The organism is Halomonas sp., assembly GCF_031581305.1.
GTDB lineage: Bacteria > Pseudomonadota > Gammaproteobacteria > Pseudomonadales > Halomonadaceae > Halomonas.
On the sequence record NZ_JAVLBC010000235.1, the window covers coordinates 1 to 4,376 of the forward strand.

Consider the following 4,376-nt stretch of genomic DNA (forward strand, 5'->3'; position numbering starts at 1 on the left):
GAGTCGAGGTGCGCGGGGGCAACGATGCCGGAGGCAGCTGGATGGAGATCGAGGATGACGGGCCGGGCATGGACGAGGCCCAGCGCCGAGCAGCACTCGAGCGCGGTACCCGACTCGACGAACAGCGGCCCGGCAACGGCCTGGGCCTGGCCATCGTCGCCGACCTGGTGAAGATCAACGGCGGCCGCCTGGCGCTTGTCCGTTCACGTCTCGGCGGCCTGGCGGTGCACGTCTGGCTGCCCGACCGCCTCTTCCAGCCCGCCGACTGACGCGGCGGGTACGGATCAACCCTGGCGGGACACGCCGGGTTCGGGCTCGTCGGCACAACAGTGCTGGCTCTCCAGCTGGATGGTGGCATGATCCAGGCCATAGCGCTCCGCCAGCAGCGCCCTGATCGCCACCAGCGCAGCCTCGTGATCCTCGCCCTCATCGATGGCCGCATGCAGGGATACCAGATGACGACCCGGCGTCAGTGACCAGACATGCACATGATGCACATTACAGACCGCCTCGAGCTGTTCGGGAATCTCGCAGCGCAGCGTCGCTGCGTCCATGCCGTCCGGGGCGCCCTCCAACAGGATATGGCCGGACTCCCGAGTCAGCTTCCATGCGCTTCGCAGGATCAGCGCCGCCACCAGCAGCGAGAGCAGCGGGTCGATGGGCGTCCAGCCGGTGGCCAGTATCACCAGGGCGGCGATGATGGCCGCTACCGAGCCCAGGAGATCGCCCAGCACGTGCAGGGCGGCCCCGCGGATATTGAGGTTGTCGCGATCTCCGCCATGCAGGATCGCAAACACCACCACATTGATCACCAGCCCCAGCAAGGCGATGGTCAGCATGGGAATGCCCATCACCTCCACCGGTGACATGAAGCGGCGAATTGCCTCGATGGCGATCCACACCACGATGGCGATCAGCGTGAGTCCGTTGACGAAGGCAGCGAGTGTCTGCACCCGATGGTAGCCGTAACTGCGCTTCTCATCTGCCGGCCGTCGGCTGATCCAGGCGGCGAACCACGCCAACCCCAGGGCGGCGGTGTCGGTGAGCATGTGGCCGGCATCGGCCAGCAGTGCCAGTGAGCCGGATATAATGCCACCCACCACCTCGGCGACCATGAAGCCGCCGGTGAGCAGGATCGCCCAGAACAGCCTGCGCTGGCTGTCGTGTCCGGTGTGGTGGTGCGAGTGATCGTGAGCCATGAACCCTCCCTTGGAAGGCTCACAGCATAACGCAGTGGTGAACCTTCACGCTTCTCGCCAACGCAGGCTCGTCAATGAAATGAACCGATGGTCACATCACCGGCACGCCGGTGACCCAGACGTGCAGGTGGAAGGCGAACAGGTAGTAGGCCACCAGGCCGATCACCACGGTGGCGATGGTGCCGACCATGCTCGGGGCGGCGGCATCCGGCCGCGGACGACGACGGGCCGCACGGAAGTCGAACACGGCCCACAGCAGGAAGGCCCCGAAGAAGACGATATCGCCCAGCCGGCCGTTGGCCAGCAGGTGGGCGAAGGCCCAGAGCTTCACCGCGATGATCATCGGGTGACCCAGCTTGGCCTTGACGTGGTTGCCGGGCACATAGGTCGCCACCAGCAGCACGAAGGCGGGAATCATCAGCAGCGAGACGGCATGGCGCAGGCCTACGGGGGGCTGCCAGACCCACACCGGGTCCAGGCGCATCTGGCCGTAGCCCCAGATCGCCAGCGCCAGGCCGATGATCGAGATTACCGAATAGATTGCCTTCCAGGGCAGCTCGCCCATGCGCTGGATCTGGGCGGTTCGCCAGTCGTCGGCCAGGATGCGCACCGAGTGCACACCGAGAAAGATCAGCAGGCCGAGTATCATCACGGTCATGGTTGTAGTCTCCATCAGGAAAAGGGCAATGTGGAACGAAACCGCAGCCAGCCTAGTCTGTTGACCCGATCACGACCAGTGCCGTCGGCCGCAGCGGCACCATTGACGCAAAGGATTGCCATGTCCCGAGGTGCTTCTCCTCTGCCCCAGGTCCTCGCCGGCCCCCTCCTTCGGCGCCTGAGCGCGGAGCGTCTGGTGATCTGGCTGGTAGGCTCGCGGCCCCTCGAGCTCGGCCTGATGCTGCACCCTGCCGGACACCCGCCGCGCCGCCTGACCCTCAACGCGCGCCGCCTGCAGCGGCTGCCGCTGGGCCGACATGCCTGGCTGCACCTGATCGACGTGCCCCTCGACACGCCCCTGCCCCGCGGCGTGCGCATCGACTACGATTTGAAGATCGCACCGGACGGGAGCGACGGCGGGGGCGAGCGCGGCATCGTTGACTGGGCGACCCACCTGCTGCACGAGGGCGCCACATATCCCGCCTTCGTGCTGGCCGACAGCCACCGCCGCCTGCTCCATGGCTCCTGCCGTCGGCCACACCATGACGGCCCCGACGGCCTGGTACGCGCCGATGCCTGGCTGGCCGAGCGCCGAGAAGCGCCCGAGGCCTGGCCCGCCTGGCTACTGATGACCGGCGACCAGGTCTACGCCGACGACGTCGCCGGCCCGATGCTGGTGGCCATCCACGCGCTGATCCGCCGCCTGGGGCTCTTCGACGAGATCCTGGAGGGTGCCACCGTGGCCGACAGCCAGGCCCTCTACACGGACGCCGCCACCTACTACCGACGCGAGGCGCTGCTGCCGGATATCGAAAGCAGCGAGGACCTGCGCGAGCGCTTCTTCGGCGGAGTGCGCAAGCCGGTGTTCACCTCGGCCAATGCCCACAACCACTTGATGAGCTTCGCCGAGGTCATCGCCATGTACCTGCTGGCCTGGTCACCGGTGCCCTGGCGGCTGGTCGAAATATCCGAGCCGGCGCTGGACGAGGCGCATGCGGCGCGCTTCGGAAAGGAGCAAGCGGTCATCGAGCGCTTCGCCGCAGGGCTGCCCGCCGCTGCCCGGGTGATGGCCCACCTGCCCTCGCTGATGATCTTCGATGACCACGACATCACCGACGACTGGAACCTCACCGCGGACTGGGAGCGCACCGCCTACGGGCACCCCTTCTCGCGGCGCATCATCGGCAACGCCCTGCTCGCCTACCTGCTCTGCCAGGGCTGGGGCAACGACCCGGACCGCCTGGCCGAGCCGCTGGGCGAGGCCGCCGAACTGCTCGACCTGGCAGCCAGCCGAGCGGGCTGGCTGCCCGCGGAGGAGCAGGACGCCGTGATCGAGCGGCTGCTGCGCTTCCAGGGCTGGGAGGTGGAGGTCGAGGGCGAGCCGAAACTGGTGATGCTGGATACCCGCACCCGACGCTGGCGCAGCGAGCGCAGTCCGAAACGCCCCTCCGGCCTCATGGACTGGGAGGCGCTGTCGGAACTGCAGCAGCAGATCCTCGGGGCCACGTCGGTGGTGATCGTCTCGCCGGCCCCGATGTTCGGCGTCAAGCTGATCGAGACCGTCCAGCGGCTCTTCACCCTGGCCGGCAAGCCCCTGCTGGTCGATGCCGAGAACTGGATGGCCCACCGCGGCGCGGCCAGCGTGATGCTCAACATCTTCCGCCATTCGCGCACCCCGGGCCACTACGTGATCCTCTCCGGCGACGTGCACTACTCCTTCGCCTACGACATCCACATCCGCCACCGCCGAGAGGGACCGAGGATCTGGCAGGTCACCTCCAGCGGCCTCAAGAACGCCTTTCCCGACACCCTGCTCGACTGGTTCGACCGCCTGAACCGCTGGCTCTATGCCCCGCGCTCGCCGCTCAACTGGTTCACCCAGCGCCGGCGCATGATGATCACCCCGCGGGACCCGGACCGCGCCAAGGCCGGCGAGCGACTCTGGAACGGTACCGGCATCGGCCTGGTGGAGCTCGACGACCAGGGCCGCCCGAGCGACATCCGCCAACTCGATGCCCGCGGCTTCGACGTCACCTTCCCGCCCCGCGATCAGGCGCGCTGACGCCGCCGCCACAGCATCAGGCCGCCGGCCACCACCAGCCAGCTCATGGCCGCCGCCACGCTGTCGTCGAGCACAATGCCGGCGCCGCCGGGCACTGCCTCGGCCAGGCTCACCGGCGGCGGCTTGGTGGCATCGAAGAGCCGGTAGACCGCGAAGGCCCCGGCCAGGACCGCGGGATGGCGCGCCGCCGACTGGCCCAGCACCGCCACCGGGAAGGCGACGATCTCGTCGAGCACGATGCGCCCGTCATCCTTGAGGCCCAGCTCCTCCGCGGCCAGGTGGCAGATGGGCACGGCCGCCACCAGCAGCGCCGCCACCAGGGCGAGCTGCAGGCGGCGGGGGCGGCCCAGCAGCCACCAGGCCAGCGGCAACCCCAGCAGCGACCCGACGGTGCCCGAGGCCCAGGGCGAGAGCCCCGTGCCGAGGCCGGTGGCCAGCCAGATCAGTGCGTTATCCAC

5 protein-coding genes are annotated in these 4,376 nt (G+C 68.5%); 2 read left to right on the plus strand and 3 right to left on the minus strand.

What is annotated here, in order from left to right; translation table 11 throughout:
* A partial coding sequence (locus RI841_RS14775; RefSeq protein WP_310706396.1) for an ATP-binding protein occupies positions 1-269 on the plus strand: 269 nt, incomplete at its 5' end.
* Between the two features lie 15 nt (positions 270-284).
* On the opposite strand, the gene RI841_RS14780 is transcribed toward RI841_RS14775, so the two are convergent.
* Both RI841_RS14780 and RI841_RS14785 read right to left on the minus strand, forming a co-directional pair.
* Positions 285-1,199, minus strand: a complete 915-nt coding sequence (locus tag RI841_RS14780) for a cation diffusion facilitator family transporter (RefSeq protein WP_310706397.1) — start codon at positions 1,197-1,199, stop codon at positions 285-287.
* Positions 1,200-1,290: 91 nt separating this feature from the next.
* Positions 1,291-1,857, minus strand: a complete 567-nt coding sequence (locus RI841_RS14785; RefSeq protein WP_310706398.1) for an NnrU family protein — start codon at positions 1,855-1,857, stop codon at positions 1,291-1,293.
* A gap of 120 nt (positions 1,858-1,977) precedes the next feature.
* Between RI841_RS14785 and RI841_RS14790 the strand changes: the two genes are divergently transcribed.
* Entirely contained in the window at positions 1,978-3,918 is a 1,941-nt protein-coding gene (locus tag RI841_RS14790; RefSeq protein WP_310706399.1) for an alkaline phosphatase D family protein, read from the plus strand.
* On the opposite strand, the gene RI841_RS14795 is transcribed toward RI841_RS14790, so the two are convergent.
* Positions 3,906-4,376 (minus strand): phosphatidylglycerophosphatase A (locus tag RI841_RS14795; RefSeq protein WP_405000951.1); only part of this gene is annotated, 471 nt, incomplete at its 5' end. The two genes, RI841_RS14790 and RI841_RS14795, sit on opposite strands and share 13 nt — an antisense overlap.

Coding starts and splice junctions, on each gene's coding strand:
- RI841_RS14780 (WP_310706397.1), bottom strand. CDS start 1,199: ATGGCTCACGATCACTCGCACCACCACACCGGACACGACAGCCAGCGC.
- RI841_RS14785 (WP_310706398.1), bottom strand. CDS start 1,857: ATGACCGTGATGATACTCGGCCTGCTGATCTTTCTCGGTGTGCACTCG.
- RI841_RS14790 (WP_310706399.1), top strand. CDS start 1,978: ATGTCCCGAGGTGCTTCTCCTCTGCCCCAGGTCCTCGCCGGCCCCCTC.